Annotated in this window: 17 protein-coding genes and 1 pseudogene; 3 read left to right on the top strand and 15 right to left on the bottom strand. The window is 31.9% G+C overall.

The window, feature by feature from the left end:
- Nucleotides 1–41: 41 nt before the first annotated feature.
- The gene (locus EAG11_RS04095; protein ID WP_129538027.1) at nucleotides 42–866 is read right to left on the bottom strand and encodes a GyrI-like domain-containing protein; all 825 of its coding nucleotides are present in this window, start codon (nucleotides 864–866) and stop codon (nucleotides 42–44) included.
- 330 nt (nucleotides 867–1196) lie between these two features.
- Entirely contained in the window at nucleotides 1197–2237 is a 1041-nt protein-coding gene (locus EAG11_RS04090) for an agmatine/peptidylarginine deiminase (protein WP_129538026.1), read from the bottom strand.
- Nucleotides 2238–2507: 270 nt separating this feature from the next.
- On the opposite strand from EAG11_RS04090, the gene EAG11_RS04085 reads away from it, so the two are divergent.
- A complete protein-coding gene (locus tag EAG11_RS04085) occupies nucleotides 2508–3773 on the top strand; it encodes an OmpA family protein (protein WP_129538025.1) in 1266 nt (421 codons plus the stop codon).
- A gap of 80 nt (nucleotides 3774–3853) precedes the next feature.
- Here EAG11_RS04085 and EAG11_RS04080 read toward each other — a convergent pair whose 3' ends face one another.
- The 4 genes from EAG11_RS04080 to clpB form a co-directional block, all read right to left on the bottom strand.
- The gene (locus EAG11_RS04080) at nucleotides 3854–4741 is read right to left on the bottom strand and encodes a carbon-nitrogen hydrolase (protein WP_035620980.1); all 888 of its coding nucleotides are present in this window, start codon (nucleotides 4739–4741) and stop codon (nucleotides 3854–3856) included.
- A 305-nt stretch (nucleotides 4742–5046) separates the two neighbouring features.
- The gene (locus EAG11_RS04075) at nucleotides 5047–5466 is read right to left on the bottom strand and encodes a hypothetical protein (protein ID WP_129538024.1); all 420 of its coding nucleotides are present in this window, start codon (nucleotides 5464–5466) and stop codon (nucleotides 5047–5049) included.
- A 195-nt stretch (nucleotides 5467–5661) separates the two neighbouring features.
- Entirely contained in the window at nucleotides 5662–6543 is an 882-nt protein-coding gene (locus EAG11_RS04070; RefSeq protein ID WP_129538023.1) for a DUF808 domain-containing protein, read from the bottom strand.
- A 471-nt stretch (nucleotides 6544–7014) separates the two neighbouring features.
- Nucleotides 7015–9621 (bottom strand): ATP-dependent chaperone ClpB, encoded by a 2607-nt coding sequence (gene clpB, locus EAG11_RS04065; protein WP_129538022.1) that lies wholly within the window; start codon nucleotides 9619–9621, stop codon nucleotides 7015–7017.
- 157 nt (nucleotides 9622–9778) lie between these two features.
- Here clpB and ytxJ point away from each other — a divergent pair, with 157 nt between their 5' ends.
- Entirely contained in the window at nucleotides 9779–10168 is a 390-nt protein-coding gene (gene ytxJ / locus EAG11_RS04060) for a bacillithiol system redox-active protein YtxJ (protein ID WP_129538021.1), read from the top strand.
- A 17-nt stretch (nucleotides 10169–10185) separates the two neighbouring features.
- Nucleotides 10186–10647 carry an HD domain-containing protein gene (locus EAG11_RS04055; protein WP_242499260.1) on the top strand — a complete coding sequence of 154 codons (462 nt, stop codon included), beginning with the start codon at nucleotides 10186–10188 and terminating at the stop codon, nucleotides 10645–10647.
- A gap of 135 nt (nucleotides 10648–10782) precedes the next feature.
- Here EAG11_RS04055 and EAG11_RS04050 read toward each other — a convergent pair whose 3' ends face one another.
- The 9 genes and pseudogenes from EAG11_RS04050 to EAG11_RS04010 all read right to left on the bottom strand — a co-directional run bounded on the left by EAG11_RS04050 (nucleotide 10783) and on the right by EAG11_RS04010 (nucleotide 21231).
- A complete protein-coding gene (locus EAG11_RS04050; protein ID WP_242499259.1) occupies nucleotides 10783–11937 on the bottom strand; it encodes a hypothetical protein in 1155 nt (384 codons plus the stop codon).
- A gap of 21 nt (nucleotides 11938–11958) precedes the next feature.
- Nucleotides 11959–12957 (bottom strand): DUF2157 domain-containing protein, encoded by a 999-nt coding sequence (locus tag EAG11_RS04045; protein ID WP_129538019.1) that lies wholly within the window; start codon nucleotides 12955–12957, stop codon nucleotides 11959–11961.
- 120 nt (nucleotides 12958–13077) lie between these two features.
- A pseudogene (gene argH, locus EAG11_RS04040) lies at nucleotides 13078–14357 on the bottom strand (argininosuccinate lyase).
- 249 nt (nucleotides 14358–14606) lie between these two features.
- On the bottom strand, nucleotides 14607–15677 hold the full coding sequence (locus tag EAG11_RS04035; RefSeq protein WP_129538018.1) for a M20 family metallo-hydrolase: 1071 nt from the start codon (nucleotides 15675–15677) through the stop codon (nucleotides 14607–14609).
- A gap of 87 nt (nucleotides 15678–15764) precedes the next feature.
- The gene (gene argB / locus EAG11_RS04030; protein ID WP_129538017.1) at nucleotides 15765–16541 is read right to left on the bottom strand and encodes an acetylglutamate kinase; all 777 of its coding nucleotides are present in this window, start codon (nucleotides 16539–16541) and stop codon (nucleotides 15765–15767) included.
- Nucleotides 16542–16637: 96 nt separating this feature from the next.
- Nucleotides 16638–17585 carry an N-acetylornithine carbamoyltransferase gene (locus tag EAG11_RS04025; protein WP_129538016.1) on the bottom strand — a complete coding sequence of 316 codons (948 nt, stop codon included), beginning with the start codon at nucleotides 17583–17585 and terminating at the stop codon, nucleotides 16638–16640.
- A gap of 267 nt (nucleotides 17586–17852) precedes the next feature.
- Complete coding sequence (gene proB / locus EAG11_RS04020; RefSeq protein WP_129538015.1) at nucleotides 17853–18599, bottom strand: glutamate 5-kinase; 747 nt, start codon at nucleotides 18597–18599, stop codon at nucleotides 17853–17855.
- Nucleotides 18600–18841: 242 nt separating this feature from the next.
- Entirely contained in the window at nucleotides 18842–20038 is a 1197-nt protein-coding gene (locus tag EAG11_RS04015) for a glutamate-5-semialdehyde dehydrogenase (RefSeq protein ID WP_129538014.1), read from the bottom strand.
- A 53-nt stretch (nucleotides 20039–20091) separates the two neighbouring features.
- Nucleotides 20092–21231: an aspartate aminotransferase family protein gene (locus EAG11_RS04010; RefSeq protein ID WP_129538013.1), complete on the bottom strand. Its 1140-nt coding sequence runs from the start codon at nucleotides 21229–21231 to the stop codon at nucleotides 20092–20094.
- Between the last annotated feature and the right edge of the window lie 95 nt (nucleotides 21232–21326).

Genomic DNA, 21326 nt, shown 5'->3' with positions numbered 1-21326 from the left:
AGATATGCAAAACTACAGCATGCTTACACATCTGGATTGTCTTATTTTGACAACTTACGTTTTACTGGTACATATATTTCTGTTACAAAATTTGTTGATTCCGCATCATCTATATATTGTTCTATAATTGGAGAAGTATCTAACTCATAGTCCTTTTCATAAAGCCATCGGTAATAAATATCACGATAGGTTTCTTCTATTTCATCATAACTACCACGATGAACATATTTAGCATACCAACCTCCAAAAATAGTTTTAGAAAGATATAATTTAGGATTAGCACAATTATCTACACAAACTTCATATCTTGATTTTTCTTTATCCGAAATTACTGGCTGATCGACAATCACTCCAAAACATTTGTAAGATGCAATTGTTTTGTTCTCATTAATAACAGCATCCCATAACTCATTTATTGCATTGTTATTGTAGTTATTACTCATAAGTGTTTTATAGTAAACACTCATTTTATCTTTATACTGATATTCAAAATCAATAAAAAGAAGCTTGTCTTTTTTTGTTTTAATATATTCATCAAAAAGTAACTTCTTATTTTGTCTTGCTTGTAAAGGTGTAATTTGGAATTTATTCTTAAATGCTTTAGCAAAGGACTGGTTACTGCTATACCCAACATCATAGGCAATATCTACAATTGAATTATCTGTATAAACTAATTGCTTATATGCATTTTCAAGCTTTAATCGAGTACAAAAATTACCAATTGTCTCCTTAAGTATGGCATTAAAAATACGTTGAATGTTTCTGTAAGAATAATTTGAAATTTCTTCTAGCTCCACAGGATCTATTTGTCGATGATAATTATCTTCTAAAAACGTTAGAACCTTTTGTATATTTTCTATTCTCATCGATTTTAGTATTAATTACAAATAGAGTATCTCTTTTTTAAAACTTGAAACTAATAATAAAATTGTTTCAATAAATAATCTTCTACCCTTTTACTTTCAACATAACTTTCATTTCCTTCAAAGCAATTGCAGTTCAACCATAAAGTTAAGAACAAAGCATCTATGATAGAATATTTATTAGAAACCAATATCATCCTAAATCTTAAACTCAACCTCATAAGAAAAAACTATTTAATTAAAGAAATAGACAAAAAAAATATCCATACATAATATATGTACAGATATTTTTCGAATGCAGTCTTACGACATACTATATCAAAAAGATTTTCTTTAAGCTGGAATTTGCTGGCTCAAGCAATGCAATGTTCCGAATCCCCAAATAAAATCTACACAACTAATCCCTATTACTTCACGATCAGGAAAACATTCTGAAAGTATATTAAGTGCCACACGATCATTACTGTCATTAAAAGTTGGAACCAAAACACAGTTGTTTAAAATCAAGAAATTAGCATAACTTGCCGGTAATCTTAAATCTTCAAAATCGATTCTCTTCGGCATTGGTAAAGCAACAATTACTGGAGATTTCCCATTTTCAAGCTTTGCATTTTGTAATCTTTTCAAATTATCCTGTAAAGGCTTATAATTTGAATCTTCTGAATCGGTTTCTACAATGGTAACAATAGTATCTTCATTTACAAAACGACATAAATCATCGATATGCCCATGTGTATCATCACCTTCAATTCCATCACCTAACCAAATAACGTTTGTTACTCCAAGATACTCTTTAAAAACAGCTTCATAGTCTTCTTTAGTAAAACCTGGATTACGGACTTGAATACTTGGATGCATTAAACATTCTTCAGAAGTTAGTAATGTTCCTCTTCCGTTTACATCAATTGCACCACCTTCTACAATAACTGGCTTTCCTTTATATACAACCTGTGTAACCGGAATATCTAAAACTGCTGCAACCTTAGCTGGTACAAATTTATCTAATTGGTAGTTTTTATATTTTGCCCAACCATTAAAATTAAAGTTTAATGCTTCTCTTTTATCTCCATTTCTAACAACAATTGGTCCTGAATCACGCATCCAGCTTCTGTTGGTTTTATGAATGATATAAGTAACATTCTTTAAATCTACATGTGCTCTTTCGAGCATATCGTTCACTTTTGCTTTCAAGTCTTCATCGGCAACTACCAAGAAAACAATTTCATGTGTAGCTACTTTTTTTATAAACTCTACAAAAGCCCATTGAACTGCTTCGTATTTCCCTGGCCAATCTTTACCATTATGAGGAAAACACAATACAATTCCTTGTTGCTTTTCCCACTCCGCAGGAAATATCCTATTATTTGTCGTCATAAAAAGGTTCTAAATTAAAAAAAGACAAAGATAAACATTCATACCCTTTATCATTATGTAAAGTTCTTTTTTTCCAGCAAGATAGAAATTTAAATTATCCTAAATATCTAAAATTATTGTTCTCAATAAACGTAAAAATTGATGAAGAAACCCACAAAACATGGGAATTATGTAATAGCAATAGAACATCTGTTATACCCGATAGCCCTATTTTTATACTGAGTTTAAACGAAAAAGCTCAAAAAAAATTAAATTTAACAATAGGATATCATGAAAAAGAAATTAGCTTCCGTATCACTTTTATTACTGTCCATGGCGGCAGGTGCACAAAGTATGGCAACAAGTACTGCACAACCCACAATTGAAAAAAACTCGTACAACAAATGGTCTATCGAATTAAATGGTGGTTTAAACAAACCAACTAGAACAATGACTGAAGGCTATTCTACATCTACACTTAGCCCGTTTCATGCAGATTTAGGTGTACGTTATATGTTTAGTCCTAAATTTGGTTTAAAATTAGATTTTGGATACGACCAATTTCAGGAACGCAATGATACCGCTCCTTTTGATAGCAAATACTTCAGAACAAGTTTGCAAGGGGTAGTAAATATTGGTAGAGCTTTAAACTTTGAAACTTGGACTAATACTATTGGTTTATTGGCACATGGTGGTTTTGGTGTTTCTCAATTAAGCGCTGATAATGGTTTTGATGGAAAAGACTATATGGCACACGGAATTGTTGGTCTTACTGGACAAATTAGATTAAGCAACAGTTTTGCTTTAACTGGTGACCTTACCGGAATTGTTAATGGTAGACAAAACCATAACTTTGACGGAATGGGACAAACAACTACTGGCTCATTTGATGGTGTACTATTAAATGCTTCTGTAGGTTTGACTTTCTACTTAGGTAAAAATCAAAAACATGCTGACTGGTATTCTGAAGACAATGACAGATTAAGCAAATTAGAAGATAGAGTTAATACAATCGAAACTGGTCTTATCGATACTGATAAAGATGGTGTTGCTGATTTATATGATCTAGAGCCTAATACTGTTTCTGGAGTTGCTGTAAATACTAAAGGACAATCTATAGACACTAATCAAAATGGTGTTCCAGATGAATTAGAAAGCTATTTAGATAAAACATATTCTAAAAAAGGTAGCGAAACTGCAACAAACAATACAGTTGAAGAATTGATTAACGGAGGATACGTTAACGTATATTTCGATTTTAACTCTTCTAAACCAACAAATGCTTCTTTATCTGGTGTTGACTTTTTAGTTAAATACTTGAAAAACAATCCTGGTAAATCTGCAGATGTTATTGGATATTCAGACGAAATCGGAAACTCTAGCTACAATACTGAGTTATCTAGAAAAAGAGCTGAAGCTGTGAAAAAAGTAGCTACAAATGCTGGAATTGATGCTTCTAGATTAAATGTAATTGCTAACGGTGAAGACACTTCTGTGAACAAAAACTCTAAAGAAGCTCGTCAAATCGTAAGAAGAGTTACTTTTAAAGTTAAATAATTAGAAACTTTACTCTAAGAAACAAAAAAAGGACAAAATGTAAATTTTGTCCTTTTTGCTTTTTATATAAATTGACTAAATTAGTCTATTGCTCTTTTTGTAATATCTCCAAAAGCATCAATTCTTCTGTCTCTAAAAAATGGCCAGTTCTGACGTACATTTTCCTGTAAATCCAAATCAACCTCAGCAATTAAAATTTCTTCTTTATCGTGTGAAGCTTGTGCTAAAATTTCTCCTTGAGGTCCTGCTATAAATGAAGCTCCCCAAAACTGAATTCCATCTGTACCATCAATATATTGCTCCAAACCAATTCTATTAGCAGCTGCAACAAATACACCATTTGCAACAGCATGTCCTTTCATTACGTTCATCCAAGCTCCGTACTGGTTTTCACCATATTGCTCTTTTTCTTTTGGATGCCATCCAATAGCTGTTGGATAAAACAATACTTCTGCACCTTTTAAAGCTGTAATACGAGCCGCTTCTGGATACCATTGATCCCAACAAATTAATGTTCCTATTTTTCCTTTTTTAGTTTCAATTGCTTGAAAGCCTAAATCGCCAGGTGTAAAATAGAATTTTTCATAAAAATGTGGATCATCTGGAATATGCATCTTACGGTACAATCCTGCTTCTGATCCATCAGTATCAATGATATATGCACTATTGTGATATATTCCTGCCATTCTTTTTTCGAAGAAAGGAACAATAATAACCACTCCTAATTCTTTAGCCAAAGCACTAAAAGCTATAAATGAAGTACTGTATAATGGTTCTGCTAATGCAAAATTATCTACATCTTCACTTTGGCAAAAATAATGACTACTATATAGTTCTGGCAATAAAATTACTTCAGCACCTTTATTGGCTGCATCTTTCACCCAACTAATACATTTTTTAAGATTATTTTCGGCAACATCATTCAGATTTAACTGGATAACGGCTATTTTATATTTCTTATTCGGCATGTCTTAAAATTTAGAGTGCAAAAATAGTAATTTTTAAAGGAATAGCAAAGTAAGCCATTGGTTCAAATAAAAAACTAAAATTTCCATTTTAGCCCAGATAACTGTAGCAATCATTTTGTTTTTTCTTTAAAAAAATAAAACATTAAAACGAATATCGGGAAATATATTCTTATCAAAAATAATCCTCTTGCTCCAAAATAAAAAACACCAGCGTTCTAACTGGTGTTTAATTTTGAATGTCGTAAAAATAAACAGCTTTTTACAAACCGCTTGTTTCTACATAGTAAGCACTCTATTTAGGATAATTATTCAATAACCACTTTTGCTGTCACGAATTCAGTCTCTGATTTTTTAAATTTTATATCAAAAGTCCCTTTTGCTGTTGATTTAAATTTGTAAACTGTTTTTTGAGGACCTGGCACTTGTAGTGTACAAGCACCCGATGGGTATTTAGCTTCAACTTGCAATCCTTTTTCTGTACCAATTGTTACCTCACTAATTTTACCAAATTGAGCACAAGCACTATCAACTAAATAAGTTACATCATAACTAAGCTCCTCATTTACTTTTCCTTTTTCTGGCCCTTTCACTTCAGTCACTAAAGCAGTTTTCACAGTAAATTCAGGAATAGTCGGTTGCTCCTCATCATTATCATTACTACATGAAATTAATACCGTTGCCAAGAATAACACAGTTAAAACTGATTTTAAATTGAAATTTTTCATAAATGTATATTTTTTGTTATTAATTATAATATAGATGCAAATACATTGAGATGGTTGCTTTATAAAATTGTTAAAAAAACAAAACAAATAAATAAAACATTAAAAATCAACAACTTAAAACTTTAAAAAAAATCACTTTTGACATAAAAAAAACACCAATCTTTCGATTGGTGTCATATATCATAGGCAAAAAAATTATTCTGCTACTTCTTTTTTTGGAATCATTTTTTTGATTACAGTTACAACTCCTAAAACAAGAAACCCGATAACAAGTCCGATAACAAATTCTTTTACGATTGAAGGCAACTGAGGTACTAAATGATGGAAAAATTCGATATTATGTACAAATATTCCGCCAGCAACTAATAGCAAAGCTATAGTACCGATTACTGATAAACTCTGAATCACTTTTGGGAGTGCTTGCACTAATAAATTCCCTATAGTTTTTGATAAACTACGTTCTTTTTTACTATATTGAATAAGTTTTAAACCAAATTCATCCATTCTTACAATAAGCGCTACAAGGCCATAGACACCAATTGTAGCAACTATCGCAATGATAGAAACAACTAGAATTTGTGATAAAATAGGTTTTCCGATTACAGTTCCTAATGCTATAATTACAATTTCTACTGATAATATAAAATCGGTTACAATTGCCGATTTCACTTTTTCTTTTTCAACTGCTAAAGCTTCTTCTTCAGAAAAAGCACCTGCTGTAACTTCAACTTTTTCATGCTTGTGTGGAAAGAAAAACTCAAATATTTTCTCAGCTCCTTCATAAGCTAAAAAAAGACCTCCTAATACTAAGATTACTATAATTGCTACAGGAAAAAAAGCACTAAGTAAAAATGCTATTGGTAAGATGATTAATTTATTAATAAACGAACCTTTACCAATGGCCCATAATACAGGAAGTTCTCTTGAAGAGGCAAAGCCTGAAGCTTTTTCGGCATTAACAGCCAAATCATCTCCTAGGATACCTGCTGTCTTTTTTACTGCAACTTTACTCATTACTGCAACATCGTCCATAATTGCTGCAATATCATCTAATATAACGAAAAAACCTGATGCCATATAATTGTTTTAGAACTGCATTGATTTTTGATACAATCTACCAAATTCAATCAACACACATTTATTATTTCATGCGAATCTAATACTTTTTGTTTGAATTTTTTCTTCTATTTCTTCCGATTTAATTAAATATTTTCAATCAGACTTCTAAAAAATATCTTCAACTGCATTGACCTAAAAGCAACCAGATAATCACAAAAACAAAAACAGTCCCAAAACAGCCACTTCCAAGCTTTTTCGCACCATAACCCGCTATTAATCCTTTAAATATATTGTTCATCCTATTATTTTTTTAAGTTTTTATATACAACTAATCCTAGCTTAGCTTTACCTAAGTAAAGATGAGAACTTAATTAGATTTTTTATTATACTAATTTAAAAAAAAGTTTCATTATTTACTGATTTTCAAAGTTATATATAAAAAAAACACCAGCCTCACGACTGGTGTTTTCAAATTAATAAAAATCAAAATTATTGGGCCACTTCTTGTGTTTGGTTTCTAAAAACCAATTTACCATCAAATGCATCTAATAAAATAATACTATCTGTAGTTATTTTACCTGCCAAAATTTCTTTTGACAATTGATTTAACACATCTCTTTGTATAACACGTTTTACTGGTCTTGCACCGAATTGCGGATCAAATCCTTTATCCGATAAATAAGCAATTGCTTCTGGAGTTGCATCCATTGTAATTCCTTGCAAAGCCAACATTTTTGTAACGCTCTTTAATTGTAAACCAACAATATGTTTAATGTTATCAACTGTTAAAGGTGGGAATAACACAATCTCATCAATACGGTTAATAAACTCTGGACGAACCGTTTGTTTCAATAACCCAAGTACTTCTACTTTTGCTGCTTCTGTTGTAGCTTCAATTCCACCTTTTAGGTTTTCAAATTTTTCTTGTATAATCTGACTTCCCATATTAGAAGTCATGATAATAATTGTATTTTTAAAATCGGCCAAACGTCCTTTATTGTCTGTTAATCGACCTTCATCTAATACTTGTAATAAAATATTAAACGTATCTGGGTGCGCTTTTTCAATCTCATCTAACAGAACTACTGAATACGGTTTTCTTCGTACAGCTTCTGTTAATTGTCCACCCTCATCGTATCCTACATATCCTGGAGGCGCACCAACTAATCTACTTACGCTATGTCTTTCTTGATATTCACTCATATCAATTCTGGTCATCGCATTTTCGTCATCAAAAAGATATTCTGCTAATGCTTTAGCTAGCTCTGTTTTACCAACTCCCGTAGTTCCTAAGAAAAGGAATGTACCTACAGGTTTTTTCATATCTTGTAAACCAGCTCTGCTTCGTCTTACAGCATCACTTACTGCTTCAATAGCTTCTTCCTGACCAACAACACGTTTGTGCAATTCATCTTCCAGATGTAAGAGTTTTTCTCTTTCTGTTTGAAGCATTTTTGTAACTGGAACTCCTGTCCATTTTGCAACTACTTCGGCAATATCTTCTCTTGTAACTTCTTCTTTTATCAAAGAGTTACCTGATTGATACTCTTGTAATTGCTTCAATAAAACATCCAGTCTTTCTTGAGCTTCTTTTATTTTTCCGTAACGAATTTCGGCTACTTTACCGTAATCGCCATTACGTTCTGCTCGTTCTGCTTCGTGTTTGAAATCTTCTATTTCTAATTTTACAGCTTGAACTCCATCTACTACATCTTTTTCAGATTTCCATTTGGCGTAGATTTCATTTCGCTCTTCTTTTAGATTAGCCAATTCCATATGCAGCACTTTCAGCTTGCTTTCTTCTTTTTCACGTTTTATGGCCTCAATCTCAATTTCTAACTGCATTATTTTTCGATCCAAAACATCTAATTCCTCTGGTTTTGAATTGATCTCCATACGCAATTTAGAAGCTGCCTCATCCATTAAGTCAATCGCCTTATCTGGTAAGAAACGATTGGTAATATAACGTTGAGAAAGCTCGACAGCTGCAATAATTGCTTCGTCTTTTATCTGAACTTTATGATGCGTTTCATATTTTTCTTTAATTCCACGTAAAATCGAAATAGCACTTTCTGTATCTGGCTCGTCGATTAGAATTTTTTGGAAACGACGTTCCAGCGCTTTGTCTTTCTCAAAATATTTTTGATATTCATCTAAAGTCGTAGCACCAATGGCTCTTAATTCTCCACGCGCCAAAGCTGGTTTTAGGATATTAGCCGCATCCATAGCTCCTTCACCTCCACCTGCTCCTACAAGTGTATGAATCTCATCTATAAATAAAACAATATCACCTTCGGCTGCTGTAACTTCTTTAACTACCGATTTCAATCGTTCTTCAAACTCACCTTTGTATTTTGCACCGGCAATTAAAGCTCCCATATCTAATGAGAAAACAATTTTATCTTTTAGGTTTTCAGGTACGTCACCATCAACAATTCGGTGTGCTAAACCTTCGGCAATAGCTGTTTTACCAACTCCAGGCTCACCAATTAACATTGGATTGTTTTTGGTTCTACGAGTTAAGATCTGTAATACACGTCGGATTTCTTCATCACGACCAATAACAGGGTCTAACTTACCTGTACGTGCTAATTCATTTAAGTTTTTAGCATATTTATTTAATGAGTTATATGTCTCTTCTGCTGATGCTGAAGTTACACGTTCTCCTTTACGTAATTCTTCTATAGCGGCTTTTAAGCCTTTACCTGTTACTCCTTGATCTTTTAAAATCTGAGCAACCTTACTTTTTGAGTCAAAAATTGCAAGAATTAAATGTTCGATTGAAACATATTCATCGTTCATTTTTTGTGCAATAATCTCTGCTTCATTTAATGCTTTATTAGCATCTCTTGAAAGTAATATGTCTCCTCCCGAAACTTTCGGAAAGCTTTGAATTGTACTATCTAGAATTTGAAGAAATAAAGGCACATTAACATTGAGTTTTTTCAAGATAAATGGCGCTACATTTTCATCAACTTCAAAGATAGCCTTGAAGATATGCTCATTCTCAATTTGCTGTTGACCGTTTTGTTGTGCCAACTGCTGAGAAAGCTGAATAGCTTCTTGCGATTTGATTGTAAATTTATTTATGTTCATCTTTATATTGATTTATGATTTATGATTCTATTTTAATAAGTAACTTTGTTTATTATTTCTCAAAATATATTCCACAATAAAAAAACAGACAAAATGACACTTATAATTTGATCTTCATCATTTTTAAATGTCAAAAAGTCATAAACAACGACAAAATATGAGTTTTCTATCATCATTATTTGGAAATTCTGATCAAAATGAATCATCAGAAACCAAAATAAACTGGATCCCTTTAACAAGTGTAGACCAATTAGACGAAATCGTAACTGAGTCTAAAGATAAGCAAATTCTTATATTTAAACACAGTACAAGATGTAGTATTAGCAGAATGGCCCTAAAACAATTTGAAAAAGAGTTTGATTTAGACAATAAAGTTAAGGCTTATTTTCTTGATTTAATAGCACATCGTGATGTTTCTAATGAAATAGCATCTCGTTTTAATGTCGTTCATCAATCTCCTCAATTATTACTTATTAAAGACGGAAAATCAATATATGATGTTTCTCATAGTGATATTGACGCTGAAACTTTAAAAACTAAAGTGTAATTTTTGAATAAAACTAAATGGATATTCAATCAATTTATCAAAAAACAATAATTTTTGCTGCCCTTAAACATTCAGAAAGCAATCAGCTTATTCCTGATTCTCAACTACCGTATATTGTTCATTTAAGCAATGTGGCAATGGAAATTTTAATTGCCGCAAGTAATACTAAGGAATTTGATTTAAATTTTGCTACTCAGATTGCATTATTACATGACACTTTAGAAGATACAGCTACAACATTTGATGAATTAGAACTTGAATTTGGAATTGAAATAGCCAAAGGTGTTTCTGCCCTCACAAAGAATGGTAATTTACCAAAAGAAGAAAGAATGCTTGATAGTTTGAACCGAATTTCATCTCAAAGAAAAGAAGTTTGGGCTGTAAAATTAGCAGATAGGATAACTAACTTACAGAAACCTCCTAAAACATGGAATAGTCTTAAAAAAGAAAATACAAAAATGAAGCTGAGTCTATTTTAGAAAAATTAAAAGGAGCAAATCAATATTTGGAAAATCGTTTGCAAGTAAAAATACAAGAATATGAATTTTATATTGATTAAAATATTCCTGCCTTAGCAAGAATATTTTAATCTTCAATTCGGTATTTGCTTTTAATTAAAAACTTCCTCCTGAGCCTCCTCCACTAAAATCTCCTCCTCCAAACTCCATTGGTGATTCCTCAGGCTTAACTTCTGGCTTCATTCCAAATGTGGATGCTATAATTAAAGCTTCGGCATTTAATAATGAATTTGAGTTATCAAATCGGTCCGATTTAAATGTTATTCCTTTTTCATTGTCTCTTATTTTTCTTATTGCAAAGTAAGTAAATGCAAATAGCAATAATCCCCCAAAAGTTAACGCTACTTCTGTCGGTAAAACATGATGATAGGTTCTAAAAGTAAAAATTGAAAAACAAAAGGATAAAAAACCAATCCAAAGCAAAACTCTATCTTTGTTACGTAATCCAAAAAACAAATAAAGTACGGGAACTATAAACGTAAAAATCCAAAAGAACATGCTAAATGGAATTTCCGGACTTATTTCATAATAACCACCAGATAAGCTTGCAGAAAACTCTCTTACAACAAAATAATTCCCCGAAAGATAGAATAACACCTTACTAAAATTTTTCATTAGTAAAATTCCATTATAATAAAAAGGTTCTTTCAAATTTTTAAGAAGCACTTTACTGCTACAATACATTCCAATTGCATAAAGCATAAATACAAATGGCAGAATAACACTCCCCAGCTCAATATAATTAAAGAAGACAAATCCTAATGTTGTAGTTGATGCCAAACAAAAAATCAGTGCAGAAGACAAATGTAAATAACGCAAATACATAAAAAAAGAAACAACCGTTACTGTAATCATACTTGATAATACATCTGCATTACTTATTCGTAATATACTTGTAGTAAAAGTCATTGCCACAGCTATTGCCAAGGTTAATTGTGCTCCCAATACAAAAGCATCGTCTAAACCATACCCATAATATTTTTGCTGCGCTAAAAGCTCAGTCCCAACAAACCCAACTATTGCGAAAAGGTAAATTAAAGCAATAAAAAAATCATTCGAAGAAGCACCTATTCCTAATAAAGAAATTGTACCACATATAGATGAATATAAAAAAACTCCTAATAGAAAGAAACCAATACGAATTAATATATTGTCCTGACTTTTAAGCACTGGCAATTCTTTAGAAACAGTATCTAATTGCTCTTTGGTTATAAAATTAGCTTTCTGTAAGTTCTCTGCTTCATTAACCAAAAAATATTCTTCAATAAATTCTTATCGTATACTATCATTTGCTTTTTGTTTATTGAAATTTTTAATTAATATGATAAATAAAACAATAGATCCTATTATGTAAAAAGGAGTTAAAACCATTATAAATTCAAAGAAATCATCGGCATTTATAAACTCTAAAAATTTAAAAACTATAATATTAATACCAATGTAGGCGTATATAATTGTAAACACAAATAATGAAATTGCTGGAATCTGATAGCTTACTTTGTAGAAATAATAAGCAGAAGCTCCTAAGACAATTGCAAAAATTAACCAATAACCTTGAAATAGGTTATTGATCGCTGCAATACATATCAAATGCAAAGCATAAGTAAGGTAGATAAAATTGAAATGTATTTTTAAATTAATCTTTGCGCTATAAATAGTCCAAAGGATTAATAATCCTCCTAATATAATTGCCGAATAACTTAAGGTATCTGTTGTATAAAAATCATTGCTAAGTAAGGTTTGCGGACTTACCGAAAGACCTATATAAGCTGCTAAACCTGTTACAGCAATTGTTAATACACTTTTATTATCAAAATAATAAGCACAAAAAAAACTAATAATTGTAGGGACTAATGTTGCCAAACCATAATGAGTCCCGAATAGCTCGTATTGAAATTGAATGTACCCTACAAAAATACAGCTAAGAATTGTAGCCGTAAGGACTAAATATTGTAATACTGGATTTTCAAAACTAGAATCTTCTTTTTGAAATCCTTTTGAATTTTTAAAGCAAAAATAAAAACAGATTACTGTTACAATTAGAAGCAAAGATAAAATAGCGACATGACCTATTGTATCTATATTTTGATAAATCAAGATTCCGATTCCTGTTGTAAATAACAAAACTGATAGGTATAGGAATAACTTTAATTCGTTATATAGCGAAAAAATCCCTAAACTGCGATAGGCTTTTACCTGCACAAATTGTTCTTCGGTAATTAAGTTCTTCTCAAAAAGTTTTTGAGTTGCCTGTTCATCAAATTGTGTCATACTATTACTTTAAGATAACTATATATCAAATATATGTATTTAGTATGAATTTTCTGTTTTCAATAAAAAGGATTTACCTAAAAAAAAATACGCTATGAAATCATAGCGCATTTTCGTGAATTAATAAGAACTCTTCATCTTATCTTTTATAGCATCTAAACACAAATTATTAATACTTCCTTCGTGTGTATGTTTTGTTTCTTTAGGAGACTTAAATGTACCATTTTCTAATTGCTCAGCAACTTCTTTATATGCATCTCTAAACGGCATTCCTGCTACAACCATTTCATTTAATGTATCTACTGTAAACAAGTAATCGTATTTTTTATCTTCTAAAATATGGTCTTTTACTGCAATGTCTTTTATGGAGAAAATTGCAATGTCTAAACAAGCTTTAAGATTTTGAATTGCTGGAAACAGTCCTTCTTTTAAAAGCTGTAAATCTCTATGATAGCCACTTGGTAAGTTATTTGTAATTAGAGTGATTTCATATGGTAATGCTTGTATCTTGTTACATTTACCACGAATTAACTCAAATACATCAGGGTTCTTTTTATGTGGCATGATGCTCGAACCTGTTGTAAGATGCGATGGTAAGCTGATAAAATCAAAATTCTGACTCATATACAAACAAACGTCCATTGCAAATTTAGACAGTGTTGCCGCAACACTACTCATTGCAAAAGCAACTGTTTTTTCTGCTTTACCACGACTCATTTGCGCAGCTACTGCATTGTACTTTAAGGTTTCGAATCCTAACTCTTTTGTTGTAAATGTTCTATTTATAGGAAATGAACTTCCGTAACCTGCCGCTGATCCTAATGGATTTTGATCTACAATTTTGGCAGCGGCATTAAGCATTGTAATATCATCAATAAGACTCTCTGCATAAGCAGAAAACCACATTCCGAATGATGACGGCATTGCTATTTGTAAATGTGTGTATCCTGGCAATAATACATTTTGATGTTTCTCGGCAGATTCCATCAACAAGTCAAAAAGGCTTTTTACTTGTTCTTTTAATGCTTTTACTTCATCTTTAAGGTATAAATGCACATCAACCAAAACTTGATCGTTACGAGAACGTGCTGTGTGGATTTTCTTCCCTGCATCGCCTAATTTCACTGTTAGTAAATATTCGATTTTGGAATGTACATCTTCAAAACTATCTTCGATTACAAAATTTCCTTTTCGGCATCGGCAATGATTTCGTTTAATACATCCACTAACGAATTGGTTTCATCTGCAGTTAAAAGCCCTATTTGACCCAACATTTTTGCATGTGCTATTGACCCCAATGCATCGTATTTAGCCAGAACCAAATCAAGCTCTCTATCATTCCCAACAGTAAATTGTTCGATTTGTTTATCAGTTGGTATTCCTTTTTCCCAAAGTTTCATAACTTAGATTTTTAGACTATTAGATTCTTAGACACTTAGACTATTTGATTTTTAGATCTTTTTAGTTTATGTTTTCTAATTTACAACTAATGCCATTGTTTGTACTGGTTGTGTTTCTAGCCCCGATAGCAGTGAAAATCCTTTTTCTGGCTTCTTTAGTCAGGAAAAGATTGAAACGAATAGCGGGAAAGAGCTCCTAATTATCCTTCGACTCCACTCTGGATGACAAAAAATAACAAGAAGATAATATTATAATTTAAAGAAATCAGTTAGTATTTTAATATACAATTCGATTCCTTCTTCAATTTCATTGATAAAAATAAATTCGTCTGCCGAGTGTGAACGCAATGTTTCTCCGGGTCCTAACTTTAATGACTGGCAGCTTAAAACGGATTGATCCGAAAGCGTTGGCGAACCATAAGTTGTTCTTCCTAAAGCAATTCCTGCTTGAACCAAAGCATGTGCTACTGGTATTGAGGATGCATTAAGATGCATAGAACGCGGTGTTACTTCAGCTTTTATATTGGCTTTTACCACTTCTAAAATCTCGGTATTTGAATAACAATCATTTACACGAATATCGACTACCAAATCACATTCTGATGGCACTACGTTATGCTGTTTTCCTGCATTTATTTGAGTTACAGTCATTTTTACTGGCCCTAAAACATCAGATATTTTATCGTATTTATAGTTTCTAAACCATTCCATTACCGGAATAGCATTATATAATGAATTATCTTCATTTTGATGTGCTGCATGGCTTGCTGTACCTTTTACCTTAACATCTAGCACTAATAATCCTTTTTCGGCTACAGCCAATTGCATCAATGTAGGCTCCCCTACAATTGCGCAATCCAACTCTGGTAAATGTTGTAAAACACTATTTAATCCATTTTTCCCACTGCTCTCTTCTTCTGCAGAAGCTACGATTACCAAATTATACGATAACTTTTCGTTGTTATAAAAATGTACAAACGTTGCCAATAGCGAAACCAAACAACCTCCTGCATCATTACTTCCTAATCCAAATAATTTGCCGTCTTTTACAATAGCTTTAAAAGGATCATTAGTATATGCTTGGTTTGGTTTTACTGTATCGTGATGTGAATTAAGTAAAAGAGTTGGTTTCTTTTCATCAAAATACTTGTTGAAAGCCCACACATTATTGTTTTCTCTCTTAAAAGGAATTCCGTTTTGATTGAACCAATTTTCGATTAAAAGTGCCGTTTGATCTTCCTCACTTGAAAAAGAAGGGGTTTCGATTAAACTTTTCAATAATGCTATTGCTTCTTGCTGGAGCGTTTCTATATTTTTCATTTTTAAATAGGTACTGAGGTACTAAGATTCTGTATTTCTAAGATTGCAAAAATCATGGTTTCTTAGAAACTTAGCAACTTTTTTCTTTTATAATTTAATCGTTGTGTGCAATATATTAGAATTTTGCAACATGCTATGGTGTCCAATTTTTATTGTTTGAACTCCTTTAGACAAGCTGTTAAAACAATTATCTAGCTTAGGAATCATCCCGGAATGAATCACCTTTTCGGCTTTTAACTGTGCATATAAAGCTTCGTTTATTTCTGTGATTACCGATGAATCATCTTCTGAATCTGACAAAACACCTTGTTTTTCAAAACAATATGTAAGTGTAACTTCAAAGACTTCAGATAAAGCAATCGCTAATTCACTTGCAATCGTGTCAGCATTTGTGTTTAGCAATTGTCCCTTTTTATCATGTGTAATTGCACAAAAAACTGGTACAATTTCATTTTCTAGTAATGTAGCTAGTAATTTTGTATTAACTTGCTTTACATCACCCACAAAACCATAATCGATTGTTGGATGATTTCTTTTTGTTGATTGGATTAAATTTCCATCAGCTCCCGAAAATCCAATTGCATTATTATTTTTAGACTGTAATTGCGCTACAATATTTTTATTAATCTGACCTGCGTAAATCATCACCACAACATCTAGCATTGCAGCATCTGTTATACGACGGCCATCAATCATTTGCGGAACCAAACCAATACTTTCTGCCATTTTAGTAGCCGATTTTCCTCCTCCATGAACTAATACTTTATGACCTTCTATTTTAGAAAAATCGGTTAAAAACTGTTCTAATTCTGATGGATTATCAATTATGTTCCCGCCTATTTTTATTACTGTAACTTTTTTCATGAGGTTCAAAGGTTCAAAGGAACAAAGAAACAAAGCTTAGATTCAGTTTGTAAAATCGCTGAACCTTTCCAACTTTGTGCCTTTGCACCTATAAAATTATAATTTCTTTAGAATCTTCTGCAACACTAATTGTGCTGAATATGTTCTGTTATTCGCTTGCTCGATTACGATTGAATTTTCGCCATCCAAAACTTCGTCACTCACAATTACATTACGACGAACTGGAAGACAATGCATAAATTTTCCGTTGTTTGTTAAAGCCATTTTTTCGGCAGTAACTGTCCACGTTGGATCTAAATTTGTTACTTTACCATAGTCATTAAAGTTACTCCAGTTTTTCACATATACAAAATCAGCATTTTCGAATGCTTTATCTTGATCATATTCAATTTTGCAGTCTTTTGTTATTTCTGGACTTAATTCATATCCTTCTGGATGCGTAATTACAAAGTCCATATTCTTTTGCATTTGCATCATTTCTACAAATGAATTTGCAACTGCCTGAGGTAAAGCCTTAGGATGTGGCGCCCAAGAAAGGACTACTTTTGGTCTATGTTTGGTTTTATACTCTTCCATTGTAATTGCATCTGCCAAAGATTGCATTGGATGACGAACTGCACTTTCCATATTTACAATAGGCACTGTTGCGTGTTTTATAAATCCTGAAATAACAGTTTCAGCATAATCCTTTTCTTTACTTTCTAAACCTGCAAAGGCACGAATCGCAATTATATCACAATACTGCGAAACTACTTCTGCAGCTTCTTTTATATGCTCTGAAGCACCAGAATTCATAATTGCTCCATCTTCAAACTCTAATGTCCAGCCTTCATTAGTAAAATTCATTACCATGACATTCATCCCTAAGTTTAAAGCTGCTTTTTGAGTACTCAAACGCGTTCTTAAACTCGGATTAAAAAATAACATCCCTAAGGTTTTGTTCTTCCCTAGGTGTTGATTTTTTAGTGGCTTTTTCTTGATTTTTAACGCCCCTTTAACCCATTTTGATAATGAGTTGATATCTTGAATTGAAATATAGTTCATAATATATTGTTTAATTGTTATTTGTTTAACTGTTTAACCGAATAGTCGATTAACCGAATCAACATTTTTAAGAATAGTATCTGTTTTTATTTGTGTCTTTACATTAGTAAATCCGCACTATCCGTGTTCTTCTTTTGACAATCATCATAATTTGAATTAAAAATATAGTTTATGTTTTCTTTTTATTCTCATTTCTAAAAACCTTTATCATCCGTGTTCTTATTCAATAATCATTATTCGAATTAACGATTAACCAAATCAACATCTTTACACAATCTTGGTAAAAGGAATTTCATTTTTTAATGCTTTTAAAATAAAATTATCATCTAATCCATTTACAATCCAGGTTTCAATATTTGCTGCTTTGGCAATTGCTGCGGCTTCAATTTTTGATTGCATTCCTCCTGTTCCGTGTGACGACTTAGATTCTCCAATTTCTTTTTCTAAAAGCTGTAGATCATTCACTAAAGCTATCGTTTCTGGTACTTCATTATGGATAGATGCTTTCGTATAAATTCCGCTTGTATTCGTAGCAATTATCAAAATATCTACATTTAATAAAACAGCCGTTAATGCAGCTAGTTTATCGTTATCTCCAAACTGAATTTCATCGGTTGCTACAGTATCATTTTCATTAATAATAGGAATGTAATTGTTCTCTACTAAAACATTTATTGTATTTACAATATTGATTTTGGATTGTTCTTTTTCAAAATCAGAATAGGACAACAAACATTGTGAGGTCAACAAACCTAAATCGCTAAAGTTCTCATGGAAAATCCGCATTAAATGAGGCTGACCAATCGATGCTAAAGCTTGTTTTACAATAATTTCCTTCCCTTTGCTCTCTAGTTTCACAAATTGTTTCGCTGCGGCAATAGCTCCAGAACTTACAATCACAAATTCGTACCTATCATTTAAAGCAGCAATTTGCATTCCAATATCCTCAATCTTTCCTCTCGAAATATGATTGGTTTCTTTGGTTAACGTATTACTTCCAATTTTTAATAAAATCCTTTTTTAGTCATTTTTTTTAAGTGGCTAAGGTTCTGAGTTTTTATATTGTAAATTTTCTTTTAACTGTATATTTTTTTAACCGCAATCCCGATAACTATTGGGAGTGCAAGATTTTTATTTTCTAAACCTTTATAAACGCTAAGTTCACAAAGCTATATCTATAACTAAATTTTAAAATCAAAAATCGTTAATCATCAATCTAAAATTCTAAGATAGCCTAACAATCTAAGAAGTCTAAATTACCTAATTTGCCCTTCTCCATAAATATACCACTTATTGGTAACTAGATGTTGCAATCCGATTGGTCCCCGTTGGTGCAGTTTATCTGTACTAATAGCTAATTCTCCACCTAAACCAAGTTGTCCTCCATCAGTAAATCGAGTTGATGTATTATGATAAACCGCTGCAGCATCAATCGAGTCCATAAATTCCTGGGCAACAGCTTTATTTCTTGTAATAATTGCAGCTGAATGCCCTCCACAATATTTATTAATTTTTGCAATAGCCTCCTCTTCTGAAGCGATTGCCCCTAATACAATTTTATAATCCAAAAATTCTTCATACCAAATATCTTCATTTTTCAAAACGCTTGTATTTGTAAAAGGTTCTAATATTTTATCTACAATGATCTCTACTTTTGATTCATCTAGCTCCTCTATTAGAATAGCCAAAAACCCTTCAAAATTTGGCAATCCAGAATCTATTAAAACCTTGTCTATTGCATTACAAGCTGAGATTTTAGATGTTTTTGCATTCAAAATTACTTTCAATGCAATGTCTGTATCTGCTTCTTTATGAACGTAAACAAAATTATTGCCACGGCCACTTACAATTACTGGACAAGTTGCATGCGCTTTTACAAATTCAATTAACTTCTCTCCACCACGTGGCACAATTAAATCTACTTTTTGTGTTGGTTTTTCTAAAAAAGCCTGTGTTTCTTGTCTATTAAAATTTAAATACTCAACCCACTCTGTCGAAACATTATTCTCTGTTAAAGCTTGATGCCATAAACTTACAATCTTTAGATTAGATTTTAATGCTTCTTTTCCTCCCTTAAGTAAAATTTTATTTCCTGATTTAAAGGCAATTCCACCAGCTTCAATTGTAACATCGGGTCTTGATTCATAAATAATTAATATCGTACCAAAAGCTGCCGTTTTATTACTGACTTTAATCCCATTTTCATGTATAAAATGAAACCTTTCTACACCAACAGGATCCTCCTGAGATGCTAACTGATTCAATGACAAAATCATTTCATCAATCTTCTTATTATCGACTTTTAAACGTTCTTCCATCGCTAAATCTGTGCCATTGTAAGCGGCTAGATCAGCTTGATTCGTCAGAATTATTTGGTTTCTTTCTTCTTCGACAAGCTTTGCCATCGAGAGTAGGACCAAATTTCGCTTTTCAATTGATAATTGGTGGTTCATAATTTTTATAGTTGGTTGTTTGGTAGTTGTTGTATGTAGTTAGCAATGAAAAACTAATGCCCTAATTCGGCTAAACTTTCTTTCAATGCAACAATAAATACATCTATATCTGATTTTTTTACTGTTAATGAAGGTAAAATTCTTAATAGATTTTTGTTGTTGGCGCTTCCTGTAAAAATATGTTTCTCTACAATTAATTTTTTACGAAGTGCTCCAATTTCAAAATCAAATTCTACACCAAGCATCAATCCTCTTCCTTTTACTTTTATAATTTGAGGTACTTGCTTGATTTGCTCAAAAAAGTAAGCAGAAACTTCATTTACATTATCCTGTAATTTTAATTTTTCCATTACATCCAAAACTGCAATTCCTGCTGCACAAGATAAATGACTTCCTCCAAAAGTAGTTCCTAACAATCCGAAACTAGCTTCAAATTCTGGAGAAATTAAAATCGCTCCAACCGGAAAACCATTCCCCATTCCTTTTGCCACCGAAATAATGTCGGCTTTGATATTATGATGTTGGTATGCAAAAAACTTTCCGCTTCTTCCATAACCTGATTGTACTTCATCTAAAATTAAAACTACACCATGTTTTTTACAAGCTTTTTCTAAAGCCTGAAAAAATTCAGTTGTCCCCTCATCCAAGCCACCTACTCCTTGAATTCCTTCAATAATTACACTCGAAACATCTCCTTTTTCAAGTTCTGCTTCTACTAATTCGATATTATTAAGAGGCAAGAAAGTAACTACTTGCTGTGCATTTATTGGAGCTACGATTTTTTTGTTATCTGTAACTGCAACTGCTGCTGAAGTTCTTCCATGGAAAGAATTATCAAAAGCAACTACTCTTGATTTTCCGTTATGAAAAGAAGCTAGTTTCAATGCATTTTCATTTGCTTCTGCTCCTGAACTACATAAAAACAATTCATAATCTTCTAATCCTGAAAGTTTCCCTAATTTCTCCGCTAATTCTACTTGTAAAGGATTCTGAATTGCATTAGAATAAAAACCTAAATTATCTAATTGATTTTTAAGTTTCGATACATAATCTGGCTGTGTATGACCAATAGAAATTACTCCATGACCACCATATAAATCTAAATACTCTACTCCGTTATCATCTGTAATTGTGCAATCTATTGCTTTTACAGGAGTTATGTCATAAAGTGGGTATACGTTAAATAAATTCATGTCTTCTTTTTGTTTATTTTGCTTCAGGTTTAAAGTTTCAAGTTATGTTTAGAACGTGAAACTTCAAACTCGAAACTAGTTTAAGTTTCAGTATT

It is taken from the genome of Flavobacterium sp. 140616W15 (assembly GCF_003668995.1).
Taxonomy (GTDB): Bacteria; Bacteroidota; Bacteroidia; order Flavobacteriales; family Flavobacteriaceae; genus Flavobacterium.
This window is presented reverse-complemented; position numbering and strand designations above follow the sequence as displayed.